The organism is Bdellovibrio sp. HCB290 (assembly GCF_047305925.1).
Classification (GTDB): Bacteria; Bdellovibrionota; Bdellovibrionia; order Bdellovibrionales; family Bdellovibrionaceae; genus Bdellovibrio.
Genome location: NZ_CP178620.1, coordinates 2,397,134 through 2,416,903, shown reverse-complemented (window position 1 = coordinate 2,416,903; position 19,770 = coordinate 2,397,134). Strand labels below are relative to the sequence as shown.

The 19,770-nt window shown below is 46.2% G+C and carries 18 protein-coding genes; 8 read left to right on the top strand and 10 right to left on the bottom strand.

The genetic code is table 11. The features are described from left to right. Window positions 1-16 precede the first annotated feature (16 nt). Window positions 17-1,600, top strand: a complete 1,584-nt coding sequence (locus ACLVWU_RS11900) for a hypothetical protein (RefSeq protein ID WP_413574943.1) — start codon at window positions 17-19, stop codon at window positions 1,598-1,600. A gap of 56 nt (window positions 1,601-1,656) precedes the next feature. On the opposite strand, the gene ACLVWU_RS11895 is transcribed toward ACLVWU_RS11900, so the two are convergent. The 5 genes from ACLVWU_RS11895 to rpmG form a co-directional block, all read right to left on the bottom strand. After that, entirely contained in the window at window positions 1,657-2,349 is a 693-nt protein-coding gene (locus ACLVWU_RS11895) for a hypothetical protein (RefSeq protein WP_413574942.1), read from the bottom strand. A 5-nt stretch (window positions 2,350-2,354) separates the two neighbouring features. Continuing rightward, complete coding sequence (locus ACLVWU_RS11890) at window positions 2,355-3,107, bottom strand: hypothetical protein (RefSeq protein WP_413574941.1); 753 nt, start codon at window positions 3,105-3,107, stop codon at window positions 2,355-2,357. 119 nt (window positions 3,108-3,226) lie between these two features. Further along, the gene (locus ACLVWU_RS11885) at window positions 3,227-3,898 is read right to left on the bottom strand and encodes a hypothetical protein (protein WP_413574940.1); all 672 of its coding nucleotides are present in this window, start codon (window positions 3,896-3,898) and stop codon (window positions 3,227-3,229) included. Continuing rightward, on the bottom strand, window positions 3,880-4,416 hold the full coding sequence (gene dcd, locus ACLVWU_RS11880; RefSeq protein ID WP_413574939.1) for a dCTP deaminase: 537 nt from the start codon (window positions 4,414-4,416) through the stop codon (window positions 3,880-3,882). Before dcd ends, ACLVWU_RS11885 begins: the two co-directional genes overlap by 19 nt. Further along, on the bottom strand, window positions 4,416-4,595 hold the full coding sequence (gene rpmG / locus ACLVWU_RS11875) for a 50S ribosomal protein L33 (protein ID WP_142700722.1): 180 nt from the start codon (window positions 4,593-4,595) through the stop codon (window positions 4,416-4,418). The genes dcd and rpmG overlap by 1 nt, the downstream gene beginning before the upstream one ends. 136 nt (window positions 4,596-4,731) lie before the next feature. On the opposite strand from rpmG, the gene ACLVWU_RS11870 reads away from it, so the two are divergent. The 3 genes from ACLVWU_RS11870 (at window position 4,732) to ACLVWU_RS11860 (ending at window position 6,991) form a co-directional block, all read left to right on the top strand. Beyond that, the gene (locus ACLVWU_RS11870) at window positions 4,732-5,610 is read left to right on the top strand and encodes a ChaN family lipoprotein (protein ID WP_413574938.1); all 879 of its coding nucleotides are present in this window, start codon (window positions 4,732-4,734) and stop codon (window positions 5,608-5,610) included. A gap of 73 nt (window positions 5,611-5,683) precedes the next feature. Further along, entirely contained in the window at window positions 5,684-6,091 is a 408-nt protein-coding gene (locus ACLVWU_RS11865; RefSeq protein ID WP_413574937.1) for a response regulator, read from the top strand. A gap of 9 nt (window positions 6,092-6,100) precedes the next feature. After that, a complete protein-coding gene (locus ACLVWU_RS11860) occupies window positions 6,101-6,991 on the top strand; it encodes a hypothetical protein (RefSeq protein ID WP_413574936.1) in 891 nt (296 codons plus the stop codon). A 14-nt stretch (window positions 6,992-7,005) separates the two neighbouring features. On the opposite strand, the gene ACLVWU_RS11855 is transcribed toward ACLVWU_RS11860, so the two are convergent. Both ACLVWU_RS11855 and ACLVWU_RS11850 read right to left on the bottom strand, forming a co-directional pair. After that, entirely contained in the window at window positions 7,006-8,955 is a 1,950-nt protein-coding gene (locus tag ACLVWU_RS11855) for an ATP-binding protein (protein WP_413574935.1), read from the bottom strand. Continuing rightward, window positions 8,952-10,802: a FecR domain-containing protein gene (locus tag ACLVWU_RS11850; protein ID WP_413574934.1), complete on the bottom strand. Its 1,851-nt coding sequence runs from the start codon at window positions 10,800-10,802 to the stop codon at window positions 8,952-8,954. The genes ACLVWU_RS11855 and ACLVWU_RS11850 overlap by 4 nt, the downstream gene beginning before the upstream one ends. Before the next feature lie 110 nt (window positions 10,803-10,912). Between ACLVWU_RS11850 and ACLVWU_RS11845 the strand changes: the two genes are divergently transcribed. The 3 genes from ACLVWU_RS11845 to ACLVWU_RS11835 all read left to right on the top strand — a co-directional run bounded on the left by ACLVWU_RS11845 (window position 10,913) and on the right by ACLVWU_RS11835 (window position 15,307). Further along, on the top strand, window positions 10,913-12,748 hold the full coding sequence (locus ACLVWU_RS11845) for a SpoIIE family protein phosphatase (RefSeq protein ID WP_413574933.1): 1,836 nt from the start codon (window positions 10,913-10,915) through the stop codon (window positions 12,746-12,748). Window positions 12,749-12,781: 33 nt separating this feature from the next. Continuing rightward, window positions 12,782-13,252: a hypothetical protein gene (locus tag ACLVWU_RS11840; RefSeq protein ID WP_413574932.1), complete on the top strand. Its 471-nt coding sequence runs from the start codon at window positions 12,782-12,784 to the stop codon at window positions 13,250-13,252. Between the two features lie 117 nt (window positions 13,253-13,369). Beyond that, window positions 13,370-15,307, top strand: a complete 1,938-nt coding sequence (locus tag ACLVWU_RS11835) for a response regulator (protein ID WP_413574931.1) — start codon at window positions 13,370-13,372, stop codon at window positions 15,305-15,307. A gap of 83 nt (window positions 15,308-15,390) precedes the next feature. Here the strand turns inward: ACLVWU_RS11835 and ACLVWU_RS11830 are convergent, their stop codons facing one another. From ACLVWU_RS11830 to ACLVWU_RS11820, 3 genes are read right to left on the bottom strand one after another with little or no spacing between them, the layout of a single operon-like run. Beyond that, on the bottom strand, window positions 15,391-17,151 hold the full coding sequence (locus tag ACLVWU_RS11830) for a hypothetical protein (RefSeq protein WP_413574929.1): 1,761 nt from the start codon (window positions 17,149-17,151) through the stop codon (window positions 15,391-15,393). Next, entirely contained in the window at window positions 17,148-17,741 is a 594-nt protein-coding gene (locus ACLVWU_RS11825) for an ATP-binding protein (RefSeq protein ID WP_413574927.1), read from the bottom strand. Before ACLVWU_RS11825 ends, ACLVWU_RS11830 begins: the two co-directional genes overlap by 4 nt. Window positions 17,742-17,797: 56 nt before the next feature. After that, window positions 17,798-18,931 carry a phospholipase D-like domain-containing protein gene (locus ACLVWU_RS11820; RefSeq protein WP_413574926.1) on the bottom strand — a complete coding sequence of 378 codons (1,134 nt, stop codon included), beginning with the start codon at window positions 18,929-18,931 and terminating at the stop codon, window positions 17,798-17,800. A gap of 70 nt (window positions 18,932-19,001) precedes the next feature. On the opposite strand from ACLVWU_RS11820, the gene ACLVWU_RS11815 reads away from it, so the two are divergent. Beyond that, window positions 19,002-19,712, top strand: coding sequence for a hypothetical protein (locus ACLVWU_RS11815; protein WP_413578791.1), 711 nt, complete (start codon window positions 19,002-19,004; stop codon window positions 19,710-19,712). Window positions 19,713-19,770 lie beyond the last annotated feature (58 nt).

The window sequence follows — 19,770 nt, the reverse complement described above, 5'->3', positions numbered from 1 at the left end:
ATTTGAGATGGAATTTATGATGAAAAAGAGTGTTTTGCTGGCAGCAGTGCTTTCTGTATTTTCAATATCTGCATGGGCGCAAATGGGTCCAAGCAACGGCGGCGGCGGTGACGTTGTGGTTCTTCCGAACGACGAAGTTGTATTGGCAGACCCATTTTTGGATCACAGTGGTAATCAACCGAACAATATGCCTCCAGTGCGCTCGTTGAATCCGCGCATTCTTCAAGCAGTTCAGCAATACGCAAAGTTTTCCGAAGGCGTGCTGGATCGACTGTCTGTTAAAACCAGCGAAATTTTAGCGGAGATGGGTAAGCTGGCAACCAGAAAAAATGATTTAAGAATTTATGCGGTTCAGTCGGTTCAGGAATTGAATAACTTCTGCGCGCCAGGCGGGAAGAAAAGCTATCAATTGCCGGATGGAGCTCTCGTGCAAAACGTTGCTTGCACAGCAGGTAATGAAACATTTTTGATCGAACCTTTGTTTTTACGACTGACTTTACGTGATCAGGCCTTGTTGATGATCCACGAGCGTTTAACAACTCTGCGGGATGCAAATGGTGGAAAGAACTATTCAGCTATTGCACGCTTTACGTCTGGACTAAGAATTTTTCTGGAAATCGGTAAAGAGCAGCAAAGAGGCAAGTATAGACAGCTTTCTGAAACCGAAGTCCACCGTTTAACTGAGTTCTATATCGCAATTGAAGAAATCGAAAAGCGTAACAGTGAGGTTGATGTAGAGTCTTTTATGTGGCGCGCTCATTTACTGGGTGGTGGAATGGTTCAATCAGATACGACTATCGGAGCAAATGTATTGGTGAGTCTTCGTTCCCGAGTAAATGCAGGTGCTGTCATTGGTGATAATGTTCGTTTAGTAAATACTGTTGTGGGTGATTCTTCTAAAATTGGCAACGGAACGTTGATTGAAGACAGTTTCGTTGTAGGCAAGTCCATTGTAGGTGCGGGCGCTGTCCTAAAGAACTTCAGATTTGTTTCTAGTTGGGATGATAAACCTTCCAAAGTAGAGATTGAAGCCGGAGTTCAGGCTCATAATGTTTTAATCCGTTGTAAATACAATGGACCTTGCATTCGTAACTTTGTGATCGGTCAAAACACGTATCTCAATAAAGTTGATATGGAAGTTGACGAGCAAACAAGAATCGCATCTGGTCAACGCTTGAGTGATGCGAAAGTTGAGCGTGAAGCTAATGAATACGCGCCATTTGGTTATAAAATTAAAGAAATGAATTCTGAAAACTCAGTAGCATGTCCTACCGACGGAAAATACTGGGGATCAGATGAAGATCGTATTGAGATCTTCACGACTAGACTTATTGGAAAAGAGAAAGTGTTTGGTAGCGATTGGAAGTACAGTAAGTGCAGTGTGAAATTCCATACAACCAATTCGTTGTCACAGAAAGCTCCGGGCTATATGTATGGCCTAAACAGCAACGGCATTCTGTATAAAGCAGGAGTTAAAATCCGCTATAGAATGGGAGAAGCGCAATATCCAGCTATGATAAACTTTTTGCGGTCCCAAGGTTTTGGCTTTGGTGAAGACAATCAAGGTCTCTATATCGAAGCGCCAGTCGTCAAAGAATAAGAATTTGAAAAGCGAACTAGTCTAGATAGAAAAAGGGAGCCCGTGTGCTCCCTTTTTTATTGGAATGCGTAAGCGAAGGATGCTCCGACAATGTGATTACTTACAGAGGTGACCGGTACGTCGAAGCCCTGTGAGGCATCCAGTGCTTTGTTCCAGACATTCTCGTCTTCAGTGATCATGCGAGCGAATACTTTTACGATCGCAGATTCCGTCAAGTAAGTGTAGTAACCCAAAGTCAGGATGATGTTTTTATTAACGGCGGCGATGCTTCCACCGGAAGCAGGCGAGGACCACGAGATCCAGCTATATGCCAACCCAACCCCTGCAGACACAAAGGGCGTGCCCCAGGTGGTCTTATAGTTCAGCTCTGACGAGATACCTAAGCTGGTTCTAAGAATTTGGAAGTCTGTGCTGTCCAAGAGGGCGGCATCAGATGAAAAGTGAAGATTATTAAACGCAAAAGTCACATCAGGGCCGGTTTTAAATCCGAATCCTTTATCTTGATTGCGATTGGGCGCAACGGAAAGGCTGATAGCATTGGCCAATTGTCCGACACCTTCTTTATTTGAAACACTCGAATTCGGAGATTGGATGCTCTCGCGGTCCTGCAAAAAGACTGTCGTGCTATTCATCGCTAAATCAAAAGATACTGCATTGGGTAGATAGGATGTGATCTTCTCAGTCAGAGAAGTTTCCTGCGCCAATGCAGCCTGAGAAAATAACAGTAATATAGCGAGAATAGATTTCATCGGATTTACTTTGTTTGAGCTCTAAGTTCCAACTCGGCCTTCATTTGTTTGGCGATCTCGACAAACATATATGCGATCGCTGGAAAATCGTGGAAGGCGGCTTTAAAGCCCGGAATGCCGAAGCCATCGTAGCGATCGCCTAGCTCATTGATGCGGGTTCCGTTGTTAATACTGTCTTGGGTTGAAGCAACACATGTCGCAAGCACGTCAGTACTCATAGTCTTGATTACTTTGTCCCATGTTTTGTTTATCAGGACGTCTTGAGTGATACCATTGCCGGTAAAGGTTCTGATCATATTAATAAAAATTCGAACCCGCATTTCCATCTCAATGTTCGCAACATCGCGATTTTCAACAGCCAGGGTGGTGTTGTTAATACTTTGGCGTGCATAAACATCACCCAAAAAGCGGTAAGCCTTTTTTCGGGAATTGATGATGCGTTCTTTTTCTGGAAATAGAACCACTCTGGTGTCGCCCAATTCAATAAGTTTGTCGGCTTTTAGAATATACTTTTCCAAAAGCACTTGGGCTTTTTCCAGATGTGGAATTGGAGTGATTGGTTCGTTTTCGGGAAGTGGTTTTAGCGGTGCATTCAAGTCCATATCATAACTGTTCAGTTCGACAGCGATTTGATCCAGGCTTGCAACACCATCAGAATGTACTTGGGTGTCTTCGGTCTTTTTAACGCCCTCTTGGCAGGCCGTTGTGAACGAAAGCATTAGTGCAGAAATGGCGATCAAAAGTACCGGCTTTTTCATAAGTCATTCCTTCAGGATTTTGGATGGTCGAATTTACCATTTTCCTTAGGAGTTCTCTTGTTTTGGGCGCAGGCAGGTAGATAATTTAAAAGTTGTAGATAAGTTCGACAGCGGTCGAGCTAGTTCAGAAGCTTGGCGGTGCCGATAGCGGCGCCGGTTACGCGGGATTGGTTTACTATAAGACCCGTATAGATTCCCGCTGCCTGCTGGCTTGCCGGGTAGGACCCAGTCAGATCACCAGAGCTATTGGTATCAATGTCGGCCGTCGCGGCCGCATATGGCGTGTATCTCCAGATCAGAACACGGGTCTTGTTGCTGCCGCCGGTATTGTTATGGATATCGATAACAAAATCCAAAGACAATGGGGCATACATTTGCGTGATCGCGCTGCTGACCGTGACCCAGTTGCCATTCACGCCCACTTGCACGCCGACGTTGATGCCGTTGCGAGTGAACTTGATCGCGATTCCGGAATTTTCAGAAACATTCAGATCATTGGAATTAAAAATCAAAGTAGTCGCAGCAGTGGTGGTGCTGCCATCCAACTGGCCTTTGAAGACGAAGGAGTTGTTCGTCAATACTCCCGCCAGGGGAGTCAAGAAACGGACTTTGCCGATACCGTTGATTTCAGTGGCCGATGCAGTAGTAAGTGTGCCGCCAATTTCCGTGTAGGCATCAATACCAGTTCCCTGGTCGGAAAGGGTTCCACCACAGGCACTTAGCAAGAGGATCGCTCCACCGGCTAATGAGATTAAAGTTTGACGAGAGAATCTTAGAATGAATTTTTCCACATCATTGATTCCACTGGTAAAGGAAGCTTCTCATTGTACTTCGCAGAAGGCTTCACGTTATACGGCGTGAGGATTTCACCTTTTACTTCAAAGTAGATCAATTGCCCAACGGGCATTCCAGTGTAAACTCTGACGGGTTGTTTTACGGAGATTTCCAGTGTCCAGAAGTTACAGAAACCCACGTCGCCTTTGCCGGCTGTTGCGTGGATGTCGATACCAAGACGACCAACACTGGATTTACCTTCAAGGAATGGAACGTGTTTTAGAGTCTCAGTGTATTCCTGAGTCACGCCCAAATAAAGCATATCCGGCATGAGAACAAAGCCCTCATCCGGAATCTCGAAGGTACGAATCTTGTTATGCTTCTTAGCGTCCAGCACTTCGTCTTCATATACTGCAAGAGTTTTACCCAAGTGAACATCGTATGAGTTCGTTCCCAGGCATTCTCTGCGGAAGGGCTCAACTTTAATTGCGCCAGCTTCCATGAATTCGAGAATCTGCTGATCCGTAAGAATCATTACTTAGTTTCTCTGTGAACCGTGTGACGTTTCAAATTTGGATTGTACTTTTTCTTTTCAAGACGGCTTGGAGTCTTAGTTTTGTTTTTCGTTGTAGTGTAACGAGAAACTGGTTTGCCTTCACCGCGAGCTTCTGTGCACTCAAGAGTGATGATGATTCTTCCTGATTTTTTAGCCATTTTCGTACCTCTTAAAACTTCATATGTATTGCCTCGCGTAACATGCGAAAAATGACAATACCTTTTCAAAGGGGCTCAAGGTATCAAAGGAAAACGGAAACTTCAACAGACAAATTTGCGTCTTACGAGGGAAATCATGAAGACCTTAAACCTTTTTTTGGTAGCCGTTCTTGTTTCAGCCTGCGCTCATGCTCAATCCAGTGGCATCTTCCGAGGGGAAGACCTGCAGGAAACGACCTTATCCGAGTCTCTTTCTAAAGTCACTCCAGGCTCCATTATCTTAGTTGGAGAGAACCACGGGCTATCAGAGCACCAGCGTCAACAGCTCGAAATCATGCAGGGGCTTAGGGATTCCGGTCATGTCGTTGCCGTTGGGATGGAATTTTTTACATTTACTGATCAGTCCCACGTGGATGCCTACCGGGCCGGGGGCTTGGCAGAGGTGGATTTCCTGAAAGCCATTCAGTGGGGTAAGCCGTCTTTCGACTTCTATAAAGGACAGACGCTGTTTCCGCGGGCTTCTGAAGGCGCCAAAACTGTGGCTTTGAATGCTCCCCGGGGTTTGACGGGGAAAGTGGCAAAAGGTGGTTTGCCGGCTTTGACCGAACAAGATCGTGCCTTGCTGCCGCCGCAGTTTTCGTTGGGACGAGAATCTTACAAGAAGCGCTTTTTGGAGCAGATGCCGCATTTACCGAATCCTGAAGCGGGCGAAAAGTATTTCGCCGCGCAATCCATCTGGGATGACACGATGGCGTGGCGGGCGACGGATTATATTTTGGCGCATCCAGAACAAGTTTTGGTTGTTGTTGTCGGTGAATTTCACACACGTTTTGGTGGAGGGTTGGGGGACCGCATCCAGGCTCGTTCCCCGAAGACTCCTGTGATTGCATTCTCGCAGATTAACACCACCGACCTAAGTGATGACGAGATTCGCAGCGAGATGGCTCCACATCAAGAGTATGGAGTCCGAGCGAATTTTCTGTGGTTGGAGCCCGCAAAAAGTCCAGCCCCATAGAGGGACATGGAAAATCCGTTGTTAATTGACCGAGGAAATTTCTAAAATAGGGGAACCGTTTGAAGGAGTTCCAATGTTTCCCCTCGAAACCCGCATCTTGGTAATTGACGACATGCCCTCTATTAGGGACTTGGTGAAAAACACACTCAAGGCAATGGGCTATAGAAATCTTCAGGAAGCAGGAGACGGTGAGGAAGGATTGAAAGTCCTCATGCAATCCAATACTCCGGGTTCCAGCATTCAGTTGGTTATCTCCGACTGGAACATGCCTAAAATGAAGGGCTTAGAATTGCTGAAGCATGTTCGTGCAACGGCAGAGTGGCAGAACTTGCCATTCGTTCTTTTGACGTCAGAGTCAGAGCGCGATCAAGTGACTGAAGCCGTTCTTGCAGGGGTTTCTCAGTACATCGTGAAACCATTTTCGGCAAAAATTTTCGAGGATAAACTTAAAGCAGCATGGACTAAACACAATCCAAAGTAAGTGAGGGGTATGGAACAATCCCAAACGTTTTCACCGCGGGTGGGTCTGAAAAGGACCCTGTCTGACAGGACACTTTTAAAAGTATTTTATTATCTGCTATTCCCATTGGCTTTGGCCTTCGTATTGCCGTTCATTCCGCTGATTCTGATGGCGTTTGAAGACGGCACTCCGCTGACGGCCCTTAGCTTTTTGGCTTTGGCGCTGCCGATGCCGGCGATTCTTTTGTTTCAGGGGTTTTCATTTTTCAGACCCCTGGCATTTAAACAGGTGGCGATTTTTCCGGATCGCCTGGAGATGCTGGGCAAAAACAAAAAGAACATTGAAGTTAATTTTGCTGACATCAAAGAAGTGAAGCTGTCGCATTTGCCTTACCAGGGCGGATCGTTCACCTTGTTGATGAAGGACGGTGCCAAGTATAAATTCACCGTTATTCTGGAGCGCAGCGAGTATGTGCTGGAAGCGATATCGTCCTTCAATCCAGTGTTGCTGCCACCGGCTTCATTCGAAGGGTATCGTCGTACGGCGATTTGCGCGGATCACAACTACACCCGGATCAATGATGCTTTGAAAAACTGGCGAATGATGGTTGTGAAGTATCTCCTACTGCCGGTGGTCGTATCGGTGGTGGTGGTGTTAGCGGCTCCCTATGTCGGTCGGGTTTCTATCACCGAGGATCTGGATAATGTGTTTCGCTCATTCACCGTGGTCAATTTGATGTTGGGTGTGATCTGCTTTTTGGTGGCGGCTTTGTATATCACGGGCATCACCAATCAGGCTTTGATCAAGGATCCCAACAATGCCCGCCGTAACATGGAATTGGAAGCCAAGGTTTATCGTATTTCTGGATTGCTTCACTGGATAGCCTTTGCGGCTTTTGTGATTAATTTCACAGTTCGCTAGCGTGAATGGCCAAGCTAAGCCGCTTTGATTTTTTTGACTGGTAATAGTTCCGTGATGAAAGGCACTTCAACGAAAAGGGAGGTGCCTTTTCCATTTTCAGAGACCACGCGAACGGTGCCGCCCAGATTTTCAGCAGCATGTTTGATGGCATCCATACCCACGCCGCGGCCAGAAGTCTCTGTGACCTGCTCGCGAGTGGAGAACTGGCTGTCAAAGATATGTTGGATCACCTGTTCATCGGATTCCTTGGAGACATCCACACCCTTGGCAGTCAGTTTATTGCGAATGACTTCTGGGTTTACACCGGCACCGTCGTCAGACACGCGGATCTGCAGATAGTCCACATCGGGTTTTCTTAAAATTTCAAATTGAACAGTGATCGTGCCGGCTGCGGGTTTGCCTTTTTCCTCGCGAACAGAGGGCATTTCAATGCCGTGATCCACGGAGTTGCGGAACGAATGCACGAAGGTCGCAAAAAGATTTGAATAGATCTCTGGCAGCACTTTGATTTCTGAATTATTGAACTCGACAGGGTTCAGCTGTTTTTCCTGCTTTTCAGCCACTTTTTGAGCCACGTCACTGTAGGAGCTGAAGAAGGAGCCCACAGGTTCCATCAGGAATTCATTCATGATCAGACGAGCAGCAGCGGTGCCTTGTGGCAGCTTTTGCATTTCATCCAGAGTGTGTTGCAGTTTGCTGACCGGAATTTCAATCTGGCGCTCATTGGAAAGAGCTTTTTGACCCAGAATCTCTGAAGTCTTATCCAGGAATTTTTCAAAGGATTTTTGAACCAGCTGACTTTCCTGCTGCAGCTTTTGATATTGATCTGCATTGCGGGATTCTTTGAACTCCGCCAAAGTGGTCTCAGCATGGTGACAGTGTTCCGTCATGTCCTGAATGGAAAACAGGGCAGCGCCACCTTTAAGAGTGTGCAGTTGACGGAACAAAGCTTCGTCATCAGCGGATTCCCAGGAAGCCTTCAGACCTGTGTGCAGCTCTGCCAGCATCGATTCAGATTCGCGAACGAAGCGACCGATTTGATTTTTGTTTTGAACCATGTTGATGATTAGATTCGCATAAGAACGGTCTTTTTCAGCCTGTTCCTGTGCTTCCACCAGTTTCGTGATATCCGAAGCCACCATCACAATACCGTCCATTTTACCGTCGGCGTTGCGCAAAGGGAAGTATTCAAGAGAAATGTGATTGCCCTGGGAGTGAGGGTAGCGCTCGGGCCCCAATGGTGCCAGATCTTCGAATGGCAGCATTTCCATGAAAATGGTTTTCATCCATTTTTGGAAGCCATCGACTTTTTTCTCTGGAAGTTTTAGTACATCCCAGATATTTTTTCCCTGAGGGCGGTCTTCGATCGTATTTTCGCAGGCGCGGGACGTGATGTCCTGTATGCGACCCTCTTCGTTAAAGATCAGGAAGCCCTGATTCAAGCTGTCCAGCAGGGCTGTCATCATTTGATTTAAACGTGACAATTCCGCCGTGCGATCAGCGACCATTTTTTCAAGGTTCTTGGAGTAGTTTTCAAGTTGAACTTTGGCGTCCTCAAGATCTTTGATGACGTCTTCTTTTTGTTCAAGCTCGGCACGATATTTTTTTTGCAGACGTTCTTCCAGAGTCACATCGCGCACGAACACAATCCAGTTTTTGTCTCCCATAGAATCAAAGACGGGCTGCAGGGTTAATTGCACTTTTCCTTCGCCACCTTGAGGCGTTTTGAAGTTCACTTCTCTGTAGGGAGTCGGGTCGCAGACATGAATCAGTTTATCCAGGCCGTCAATCGGTTCGCTGAAAGTAAAAAGATCCAGGAACTTCATTGTGCCGCGAGTGATCTTTCTGACAGAAAGACCGCAGACAATGGCCGCTGTTTCGTTGCAATAGATGACTTTTTGTTCCACGTTCAGAACAAAAACCGGTTCTAGCAAGGTGTCGAACAGCGAGTATTGTATTTTCATTTTACAAATGTTTCGTTCTTCTGATGGTAAACAGTGAATTCCCGTTTATTTGCCCAGTCAGACGGGGTGTCGCCCTGTGCTTCAGCGCGCACGCGCCAATAGATTTTGCCCAACGGAATTTTGGACTTAATCAGGAAGCGGTTGTTTTGCAAAGTCGAAGTGTAAAGAATTTTCGAGAAGTCTTCTGTGTTGGAAACTTCCACAGTGTATCCTGTCGCGCCGGCCACTTTCTTCCATTCCAACCAGATGAACGGCTCTTGTTGCGTTTGCAGGAAGATCGACATGTTGTTAAACGGCTCCATCAGTTGTGGAACTGTCAGAATAGGGCGCATGTCTTCGACTGCGATATTGCCAATATCACTTGGTGGACTTAGTTGTCCTTTAGGGCTGATGGCATACACGCGGTAGTAGTGCTGGCCTTTTTCAACCTGCGACCACATCGTTGCAGTGTCTGGCACGTCGTAAGTTTGTGGAGCCTGGAAGCTCAGGTCTTTGGAAACCTGCACGCGATAGCCGCGGGTTTTTGAGACCGGTTTCCATTCCAACTTTGGAGCCATCTCGCTTGCGGGACGACGCTCTTCAGGGCGTGGAAGACGGAATTTTATATCTTTGGCGATGAGTTCCGGGCGTTCTGGGACCGGTTCTTTTTTCGCAGTCACTTGAACTGTGAAGGGAACCGATGCAGACCATGCTGAGTTTTTCTTATCAATAGTGGAGCCGCTGACGCGCACCCAGTAAGTGCCGGAGGCCAGTCGCGGAGTCAGGATGTTTTGCATAGCAGAATTGCCTTCTTTGACGATGGCAGTGAACTGCTCGTCACGGGAAACCTGCCAGTGATAAGTTTTAAGCAAAGGACCTGCGGTCCAACGAACTTCCGTTGAGATGGAAAGTAATGCTGGATCATCTGTTTCCACTTCCATCTGGAAGCGGGCATCAGATACCGGGGTCGTGATGACCGGAACATCCAAATGCGCCAACGTCATTTGTCGGACTTCAGAGAAACCCACAGTTCCATTCTTGTCGTAAGCTTTCACACGCCAGAAATAAGGGCCTGGTTCCAAAGGCTCAACGACATCAGTTTTGCCCTCTTTGGTGTCTTTTAAAACTGCCACATGATCAAAGTTGGCAGTAGGTGAGACTTCCATTTCAAAGTGCGCAATATTACCCTGACCGCGCCATGCAAAGGCCATCGCTTCATCAGGATTTTCTCTGACGAAAACAGAGTTGTTTGCAGTCAAAAGTTCGACTGTAGGTTTCACCAGCGGTTTCATACCTTGCTGGGAGACCGCAACGGGTTGGGATTTCTCCAAAATTTTTCGTTCTTTCTTGTCCTGATAGTTCAGGTTACCGGAAAGCAGACGAAGGTCGACATTGCCGGAGTGGGATTTCTTGAACTCGATTTTACCAGAACCATCCAGGTTGAATTCTTTTTCACCTGATTTGATTTTCAAAGCGGTGCCCTTATTGATGTCACCGACCAGGTTTCCGTAACGAAGGTCGAGCATCATTTGGCCGTTTTTCATATTCAAAGTGATCAAAGAGTTCGGAGAAATGCGGATTACCGTTCCGTCCTGCAGGCGAATCTGGGCTTCAGAGCGTTCACCAGTATAGATGGAATCGTTATCAAATATTTGATCTTCACGATTTGCCGGTAGCCAGCTGAATGTGTCCAGGTTTTTTCGACGCACGTCATTTTGTGATGTGGCGACTGAGCCAATCAAATCCATCTGACTATTTCCGTTTTTCGGGAATAGAAGGGAGTCATCGTACAGGAAGTACGAAAACAGCAGTAGAGCTATGACTGCGACAGTAAATATTGTTTTCTCAGTTTTGCCTAAACGTGACATAAATCTCCCGTGAAGCTCATCGGTTAAGTGGGTGAATTAATTTACAGACCTTCGGCTAACTTATATGAGAATTTCTTTTCGGGTTCCCTGTTACGGGGCATACTGACTTAGTGAAAAAACGTGGATTATCAATAAGATATAAAGTTCTTCTGCTACTAACTTCCATCCCATTGATTACGTTAACAGCATATCTGGTGCTGGCACTGCGAATCTTTGAAGATGATAAGATTGCTTACGTATTTGACTCATCAAGTACCATGTCGGGCACGATGGCGGCTCAAATTAAGACACAGCTTAATGCGGTGTTGGGAACAGCCAAGCCCATCTATCAGGATTACCTATCGGTTTATAAGTTCACGCCTGTAGCGAAATCAATTTTTGATAATGAAGATAATATCGAAGCTGTGATCGTGTTCACGCCGAACGAAAGCGGTCAGTATCAAAAAGTGGCCTTCCTTGAAAAAGTGGCATCCGGTGCTGATGGTTTCGTGAATTCAATTCAGGCTAAACTTCCAATGTACTTTACGGAAGTGGATGCAAATCAACGTATCGTCAAAGTGCCGTTCAACGACGACCGCGTATTGATCATGGACAAAGTGTGGAATCAGGATAAAACCAAAGCCACAGTGTTCGTGATTTTGGTGCGCATGGGTGAATCCGCAGAGATGTTCAAAGGAGCAACTTCCCAGCACATGTATTTGATCTCTCAGGATGGAACTGTGTTGTTTGGTCCGGAAGCTTTAGTAGGTCAAAATATCAAAAGCAACGTAGTGCCAAACTTCCTGAAGGATCCGAGCAATCGCATCCCTCAAGGAGCAGAGACGGTGAAGGCTGCGAATGGGGTTGACTACCTGGTGTCATATTCTAAGGCCGGTTTTGGTGATTTGACTGTGGTAACTACGATTGAAAAATCCAAAGCACTAAGTGCGGTGCAAATTCTGATCAGAAAATCTTTGATCTTCTTTGGTATTTTGATTTCGTTGACAGTGATTATCAGTCTGTTTGCTTCCACAGGGTTGACGCAGGCGTTGACTCAGTTGTTCATGGCGACCAAGAAAGTTTCCGAAGGGGACTTTAACGTTCGCGTGAAAGTGGATTCCAATGACGAAGTTGGCAGCTTGGCTGACAATTTCAATTTGATGGCGGCCGAAGTGTCCCGTCTATTGGAACAAACCGCTGAAAAAGCCCGTATGGAATCCGAGCTGCAAACGGCGAAGACGGTGCAGGAAACTCTGTTCCCTGAAGCTCGCGCGAAGATCGGCCCTCTTTCTATTGCTGGCTTTTACGAACCCGCTTCCGAGTGCGGAGGCGATTGGTGGCATTACTGCAAAGTCGGGGAAAAGATCTTCTTGTGGATTGGGGATGCGACCGGGCATGGTGCTCCGGCGGCTTTGATCACAAGTGCGGCTAAATCAGCATCCACGATCATCGAACAGCTGGATATTTCACCAGCGAAGGCGATGGAGCTTTTGAATCGATCAATCTACGATGTTTCAAAAGGTCGTATCATGATGACGTTCTTTTTGGCATCCTTTGATCTGCAAACAGGTCGACTGGTGTATTGCAATGCCTCACATGAAGCTCCGTTTTTGATAAAAAAATCAGCGGATCCTTTGAAGAAAAAAGATCTGGTGGCGTTGAATGAAGTGAATAACCCAAGATTGGGGCAGGCTCGTGATTCGGTCTACGAACAAACCAGCATCCAGGTTGGTGAAGGGGACGCCGTCTTTTTCTATACTGATGGTATTCCAGACATTCAGGATCCTGCAAAAACATCCTGGGGTGAACGTGAGTTTATCAAGGCTTTAATCGCTGCGAACAAGGACTTTCCTTCGGTGGTGGATTCAGTGGATCGATTTGCTACAAGTTTCCAGACACATCGTCAGGGAGCGCCTTTAGTCGATGACGTGACATTTTTTGTGGTTAAAAACGACGGCATTCAGTAAAATTGTAGATGCATTTTTCAGGGAGAATTAAGGATGAGTAAACTTGACGTAAAAATGAACAAAGCTGCTGATAAGTTGTCGGTTCAGATGGCCGGCACTATTGACGAAGACGTCGACTTTGCACAGTTTGATCTGGCAGGAAATCAGCAGATCGAAATGGAACTGGCGGGTGTTAAGAGTATCAACTCCTGCGGTATCCGTGAGTGGATCAAATGGATGGGGACAGCAGGATCCGCTAACATCACTTTCGCGAATTGTCCGAAGGTCATCGTTGATCAGATCAACATGGTGGATGGATTTTTGCCGGCTTCCGCGAAAGTGTCATCGTTCTTTGTTCCTTACTATAATGATGATTCCGGCGCTGAAAAGAATGTCTTATTTCGATACGGTACTGAATTTCAGGAGGGTTCCGTGATGCCACCACAAGGCATCAAAGACGATGAAGGTAACGAAATGGAGATGGACGTTATCGAAGCCAAATACTTCAAGTTCATCAAGAAGTAAAAAGCCCGGACCTGAGTCTGGTTTTCTGGTCCAGAAATCAAAGCGAGCGCTGCAGTCCAGCCTCGCTTTTTTCATTTCTGCCTTAATTTACGCAAGGTTATTACCGACAAGAGAATCGTGAGCGAGAATAAAAGTAAAATCCTTATTTTGGAAGATGACGAATCGGTCTCTGCGGCACTGAAGGAAATTCTGAGCCGGGCAGGTCATACCGTACTCGTTGCAAGCCGTCCTGATGAAGCGACGACGATGCTCACTTCCAATAATATTGAATTTCTTTTCTGTGACTGTATGTTGCCGCAAATGACGGGGATCGACTTTATCGGTCGCGTTCGTAATGAGCACCCGAACTTGCGTTTCAAAGTTATCTTAATGAGCGGTATCTTTACTGATAAAGCTTTCATTCAGGAATCCACGAATAAAACTCAGGCCCTGGCGTTCTTGCGCAAACCATTTGAGATGGATCAGGTTCTGAAGCTGGTTAAGAATGAATCCTCTGCCAAAGAAGAGACTGCTAGTGCGCGTAAACTTCTTTATCAAATGTTTTCAAATCCGAAAGTCACGAATCGTCAAAAGCGCAAAGTGATCGAGTCGATTGAAGAGGTCAGTGGTTTTGATCTGCCGTTCTTGTATTCGCTATTGGTTGAGACGAAGAGCAGTGGCTATTTGAATATCTATAATTCCGACGGATCTGTCTCTGGTATTTCCTTCTGCAATGGCAACATTGTCGGAGTGGATGTAGATGACAAGACGACTTTCCTGGGCGAGATGTTGATTCAAAGTGGTTATGCCACTCCGGGAGACGTGCAAACGGCCCTGCGTGATAAAAATAACCGCCGTATTGGTAACTATCTGATTCAGAATAATCAATTAAGCCCGCATGCATTTGATGTGATCCTGATGGAGCAAATGAATATTCGTCTGGTGAAAACAATCGTGGATGAAAAAATCCGTGTGAATTTTGCATCTGCGGAAGTGGAAATGTCGAATCCAAGTATCGATGCGGATGCGTTGTCTTACTATCTGCATGACTGGATCGCTTCGAAATTGTCTCTGAACTGGTTGAAGTCATTCTATATGATCTGGACGGGCAACGTGATTGCGAAAAGTCCGACGTACGTGGATGATCATCCGGCATTGGGTATGTCCATGCTGAAGTCCCTTGATGGTTTCATGGCAAAAATTGACGGGGAAACCACGATTAATAAGCTTTTGGATGTGAAGGGCTATACGGAAATTGGTGTTTATAAAGCAGTCCATTTCCTTTTGACGAAGGGTTTGATTGTATTCGCTCAAAGAGCGGCATTCGAAAGCCCGGAAATCCAAATGAAGTCTTTGCAGAAAATCTGGAGCAATCTGGAAGGAAAGAACGGATTTGAGATCGTAAGCTATATGGAAACCGGTACGATGGGTTCGACACTGGAAAGCGTGCTTGAAGACTTCCTGACAACACTTGGCCCGGCGCCTGTGGATGAAAGATCTGAAGTGGCGACGCTTTGGAGAAAGATCAAGAAAGAAGCAGAAGATGCGGTTCTTGTGGCTCAGGACTCGAATAAAGCGACACAATTCCGTCAGGAAGCTCAACGTTCCGAGGCCGAAAATAAACTTAAAGCCAACAGTTTGATGGATGATATAAAAAAGGCATTGCAGTACACGCAATACTCCAAAGCCATTACGATGGTGGCGGAAGTTACCAAGTTGAATCCATCCCAGGCGCAGCTATATCTTTATGGCTCATGGGCAAAATTGGGAGTTGCGGAAAAAGCCGATGGCGTACGTCGTGCAGCAATTTGTAAAGAAGTTGAAATGGATATGATGCAGATTCCACCGGATGAGCGCTATGATGCCCTTTATCCGTTTGTTTCTGGTTTGTTCCAAAAAGTTCGTGGTGACGTTATCGGAGCCCGCAAGCAGTTTGAAAAAGCTATTGCTATGGATGCTTCCTTCATGTCGGCGCGTCGAGAGTTGGCATCTTTGGGTGCATCGAGACAGCAAAAGCAAGACGTCTTCAATATGGACCTGAAGCAGATGGTTTCAGGCTTCTTCAAAAAGAAATAGGTACGGACACACTTTCTCCATAAAAAAAAAAAGCTCGGGATTGACCCGAGCTTTTTTTTATGGAGAAAGTGTGTCCGTACCTTTTAGAATTTCCAGAAGGCCATGCCGTTAAGTTCGATTTGCATGTCTTCTTTCGGGGCTGCAGGATCGTATTTGTAACTCGCTAACCCCAAGCCATATTTCAAATAGAAATCTTTTTTGATCTGGTAGTAGCCGTTGCCCTCAACGCGATAAGCATTGCTGACTTTGAAGTCGCTACCGGAGCCGCCGAAGTAATATTGTAGTTTTAGTTCAGACCACTCCATCGCTTTTTTCAACCATGCGGCTGACGGTTTGTTTTGCACAAAGATGCCCAAGCCATAGGCCATGGAGCTGCCATCAGGGCTTTGCACCATTTGCAAAGGCAGGCTTAAGCCCCAGGTTTCATCCACCAAGTGAAAGCCTGAGTTGGCGCGCCAGAAAAGCTCTGCGCTGGTCAAATCAACTTCCGGATAATCATCATTCGTTGTCAGGTGCTGGTCTCGGCTGATTGCCAAGCCCCAGTGCAAGCGGGTGGCGCCGCTGTTGATTCCAAGGAAGTTTTCAAACCACCACTCAAATCCAAGTGTTCCGAATGCAATTCCAGAAGGAGTTTGATAGCGGGCACCCAGCCAACCAGAAAATGGATTGCCACGTTCGATATCATAACCTGCCATGAAGTTATTTTCGCCACTTTGTACTTGAAGGTAATGGCGTGTGCTTTTTCCAGAAGGCAGGTTTTTTACGTTCCAGATAAATTTGTTACCTTCACTTTGAAAGGTGGCATCTTTATCCGAGCCATCTCCGCTGACAGTCACGCCCGATGGTGCTGTGCCTTCCAGCTTTAAATTGGAAGAATACGTCTGAGTCACAGAACTTGATGACAGTGAAGGGCGGATTGTTGCCGGAGGAATGGCGCCACGTACGTAAAATTCCTGGCGCATCGGAATGTCGCCGTCACCTTTAAGATAAATCAAAGGGCGTTCTTTGCTTAACACTGTTTGCCAGCTTCCATCGGATAGTCGGCGCACTTTGCTGCCATCTGCAGGCTCTGCACCTGAAGCGGTGATGACAATGCGTTGGCCGTTTTCAGTTTGCACTGCATCCTTGAAATCCACATCGTTCATGCGGGTTTCAATTTCCAGGAAAGCTCCGGATTGAGTCAGGGCTTTGAAGGCCACACTTTCGGAGCGATCATTCAGGTAAATGATTCCCTGATTGCCGACAACTTTACCGTTGATTTCAACCTGCGCTGCTTTTTTTGAAGAAGAACGAGGAAGGACTTCCAGTTGGCCTTTTGCGGAAGAAAGATAGAGCTCTTTGGAGCACAGGTAAGTCTGAGTATCTTCACTTTGACGATAAATACAAAACGTCATGAATGGCAGATACTTCATGTCGTCGACGATTTTGGCATCTTTCAATTCAACAGTCAGGCTTGCCAGGTCTGAACGCAGGTTTTCTTCGTCGCGCTCATTTTTTGATACTTTAACACTGTCCTGATTCAGGCGTGTGGTAAAGATCGCTTTGCCGGCGTTATTTTTAATTGCCAGCTCGCCATCTTTTAAAAGATCTGCGGGCCAGGTGAAGCGCACCTTGTAAGGGGCGTCGTTCTTGGTTGGAGATTGCAGATCAAAAGTTAGTTTTGTTGAGTCGATTAGAATGTCGCCGACTTTCAGGCGATCTTCATCAATCAAAGTGTATTCGAATCTTTGTGGCAAAACCTGCAGGTTGTTTTTGCTGGCTTGAAACAGCATGGGCTTGCGGGCATTAGCCGCAGCTACGGAACTGATCACAAGGGCAAGTAACAGAACGCTATAATTTTTCACTTCAAAAGCTCCTTAGTGATTTCATCTGCACTTTTGTGGGTCATGATCGCATTGATAACCGAAAGCGCCGTGGTCATTTTAGAAAGGAAGTCCTTATTATGTCCAATAACTATGCGACGAGGGTGCCCTTCCCAGGCTTCCAGGATTCTAGAGTTCAGATTGGCTGCTTCCTGAAACGTCTCGGTACGAATTGGATTAGAGGTGTCGTAATGGTCCATATCCGCTGTATCCAGATGTAAAACCCAGTCATAGCGTGAAAACTCGGTCGCCTTGTCGGATTGAATGCTATCAAAAAAGTGACTCGGCTCTGAAGGCCAGTAGGCCAAGGCATCCACGGAGCCACGATCACAGACGATCAATGACTTTTGACTTACCTGGCAGATCATCTCTTCAAGTTCTTTTTGTGTAAAGTAAATGGCGCGCTGGGCGTTGATAATCCCTTGAGCTTCTTTGTAACGGGGAAAGCCGCCACGATACAAAATACTGGCAGCTTCCGGGACGACGGCGCATTTTTGTCCCAGCTCTTGTTTCAAGGCTTCGATCAATGTGGTTTTCCCCCCAGAAGGGCCACCGGTAATAACAATTTTCACATACTGTTTCATAACCTTAGGATCAGATACAACTGCATCTAAGGTCAAAATAAAAATCAGAGCATATAGCGCAGTCTAAATGCGATCTTTGAGAGGACACGGGTCAACCACGAGGTGCCGGTTGTCGTAATGTTTTTAGAGTGAGTGAGGTCTTCCTCCCACTGGCTGATCATATTGTTGACTGTTTGAGGTGTCTTGAAGTGAGCAATCACCTCTAAGTCATGAAACAGGCTGCGATAGTTCAGGTTGAAGGACCCTACGTACGCATCATCGTCAATAATCATGGTTTTGGCGTGCAAAATGGATTTTTGATACTCCAGCACCGGGATTTTTTTCTCGACTAAGAAACGGACCAAAAAGAATGCCGCCCATTGGGAAAAAGGCACGTCAGACTTGCCGGGAATCAGAAGTTTGATGTCGACGCCGCGTTCTTTGGCGCGAATCAGGGCCCGAAGCAAAGATCGCTTGGGCAGGAAATAGGCGGTGGTGATATAAACCCGATTTTGCGCATGGGAAATACGACGAAGCAGATCGCGGTAAAGATGTTTACGCATTTTTTGGGTCGTGTTCAGCTGTACGGCAGAATTAAGTTGTTTAATTGGGGTCCGCCAACGGCTGATCCACGAAAGAATTCCCTTATAAATTGTGCGTAAATAAGTAATTTGGGAAGCGATGACCAAATGCTTGACTGCGGGGCCCTGAACGCGGACCCCAGTGTCTCTCCAAGCTTTGTTTCCAACGTATTTTTCACAGTGAATTTCGGTGAAGTTCAAGCTTCCCAAATACGCAGTTTTTTCATCAAAGATGACGATTTTGCGGTGATTGCGGCGATTCATACGACGCCACCAGCTGGCATTACCCAGAATTTCGAAGGCAGGAACGCGACGAAACCATGAAGAGGGGTAGGGCATGATATGAAACACCCGCAGTTCAATGCCATGCTGCTGGCAATATTTCAGAATCAACGGAATGGTTGAATACGAGCCAAATCCATCTAAGATCAGTTTTACTGAGACGCCTCGTTTGACTGCCAGAGAGAGTTCGTGAAGGATGTTTTCTGTCAGTTTATCAAGATCAAAGATGTAGCTTTCAATGGTGATGTTTTCTTTGGCATTTTGAATGTCTTGAATCAGACTTTCAAAAAAAGCGTCACCCGTATGAAATAATCTAACGTCACTCCATGAATCCATATGCTGCATTGTTCAATAATTAATTAAAAAAGTCGACAGCAAAGCAAGGGGGAGGGCAAACTTGGAATCTATGGCATCAAGCAAAATAAGTATTATTAAAAAAGTTATGACAGTAAGTCTTCTGGGTGCAATGTGTTGGGGGAGTGCTCTGGCGCAAGCGTCAGTTCCTTCTAATAAAACACGGGTCATCTTCTTTGGTATGCAAAACCAAGCTGACTTTGAATTGAAAGTTAAACCGTTGTTCGACTCCACAGCGAATTGCAAGTCCTGTGAAATCTTGAATTACACTCCTTATACGGCTGAAGGTGCGGTGGATGAACAGGCGATGCATGAACGCATCGAGACTCTTCCAGCGGATACAAGTTTCGTATTTTTCGATTTCAATCTTAAATCCAACGAACAAAGCAAGGCTTTGCTAGAGGCTTTGAATAAAAAAGCTGACAGCGGTTTGATGGTTGTTGGTTCTGCGGGAGCTCCTAAAGCTAACGAAGCTTCGGGCCCATTGACTCGCACTGTTTTGGGGCAAGTTCACAATGCTGTGATTATTGGGGAGTTGGGTGATCGTGATCGTCTGATGCCATCGGCTTTCTATGGTCCGGAAATGCTAACGGCACTTCGTCCACCCAAAGACAAACTTGGTCAAGGATACTCTCCATTGATTTTTGCAGCTAACCTGGCTGAAAACTGGAACAAGCGTTCTCCGCAACAATGGAATGACCACTTCAAAACCAAAAAGTCCAAAAATCGCAAAATCTGGATGGACCTCAACGACCTGTTCTAAAGGTCGCGCCAGAGGTGAAGATACACTTTCTCCATTTGATAGGCTCGGGAATAACCGG